The sequence below is a fragment of the Thermovirga sp. genome, assembly GCF_017656375.1.
Lineage (GTDB): Bacteria > Synergistota > Synergistia > Synergistales > Thermovirgaceae > Thermovirga.
In genome coordinates this window covers 1-1,535 of the sequence record NZ_JACDOB010000085.1, presented here as the reverse complement: position 1 = coordinate 1,535, position 1,535 = coordinate 1, and the positions used below count along the sequence as shown (strand labels likewise).

At 41.8% G+C, this 1,535-nt stretch carries 1 protein-coding gene; it reads left to right on the top strand.

The features are described 5' to 3' along the window. Positions 1-382 precede the first annotated feature (382 nt). On the top strand, positions 383-1,535 hold a 1,153-nt coding region (locus H0Z23_RS09005), incomplete at its 3' end, for an ATPase, T2SS/T4P/T4SS family (RefSeq protein WP_366928898.1).

The window sequence follows — 1,535 nt, the reverse complement described above, 5'->3', positions numbered from 1 at the left end:
TACCACCTCTCACTAAAAATAACTCATAATTACACCTTAAATGCAACCACACAACTTTTGGCTATAACAAAACTTCACATTGTAAATCCCCTAAAGCCTATGCGAATAGCTAATCGTGTTACATAGCTAAAAACTGCAAAATATCCTTTCAAATGCCCAATTCTAAAAGCAGGCAGTTATATCTTGAAATTTCAGAAATACTAACCAACGTTGCGCATAAAAGATGGTTGCAGGTTAATGCATGAAGCATTAGAAGTGTGAGCCTGTGGCTTTTCGTGATGCCATAATCCTGGAAATATGCAATAATATATAAATACAGAGCATTTAATGAATGAAAGAACTTTAGGGCTCAGAATGGTTTCATCCTAGGGGTTTGTTCAGTGTGGTTGAATTTTGCCAGTGTTTAGGGGTGAAGGAATTGGAGAAAGAGCTGGATCTACATACAGGAGAGAAGGATAAAGTCAAGGATGAAAAGGTAGATCACCCTCTCGTTATAAGAATAGGAGATATGCTAATTCAATCAGGACTCATAACCAAGGAGCAGCTTGAAGAGGCCCTTAAAGAACAAACCAGAACGAAAGAACGCCTTGGGCAGGTGCTGGTCCAGAAAGGTTATATCACTGAAAGACAGCTTGCTGAGATTTTGAGCAGGCAGCTTAAGATCCCTCTTGTTTCTCTTGCAAGATACAGACCTATGACAGAGGCTTTAAATTTAATACCCGAGAGGGTGGCTCGCAGACTTCAGGTTTTACCCCTGGCTATCGTAGATAATAACCGTCTAATGATTGCTATGGCAGATCCCCTTGACCTCATGGCTATAGATGAGATTAAGATGCTTACGGGCATGGAACTTGAGATCGGTATAACTACTCCAAGTGAAATAGAGCGGGAGTTGGATAAATTTTATAGAGTGCAAGGATCCTTGGAGGATGCTATAGTCGAGGTGTACGAATCTACGGGTGGGGAGTTAGACTTGCAGCGAGAGGAAAGAGCGGCAAGTGCCGATGATGCCCCTGTTGTAAAGCTGGTTAATACCATCCTTGAGCAAGGAGCAAAAGAAGGAGCCTCGGATATTCACATAGAACCTTTTGAAAACGTGACTCGTGTCCGGTTTCGTGTTGACGGTGCTCTGTATGATGCCCTCGATTTCCCGAAAAAACTTCACCCAGCCGTATCTTCCCGTATAAAAATCATGTCTAATATAGATATTTCAGAAAAAAGAAAGCCTCAGGACGGTCGTATTTTAATAAAAGTGGCCAATAGAAAGATAGATCTGAGGGTTTCCACATTACCAACTATATACGGAGAAAAAGTGGTATTAAGGCTTTTGGATCAAACTAATGCCATGGTGGGTTTGGAAAAGTTGGGCCTTTATCCGGAAGATAGGGCTCTGGTGGATGAAATGATTAATAAACCTTACGGGATAGTGCTTGTGACAGGGCCTACAGGTAGTGGAAAATCCACCACACTGTATTCGGTATTGGAGCAGATCAGCAAACCAGAGGTTAACATAATAACTGTAGAGGACCCAGTTG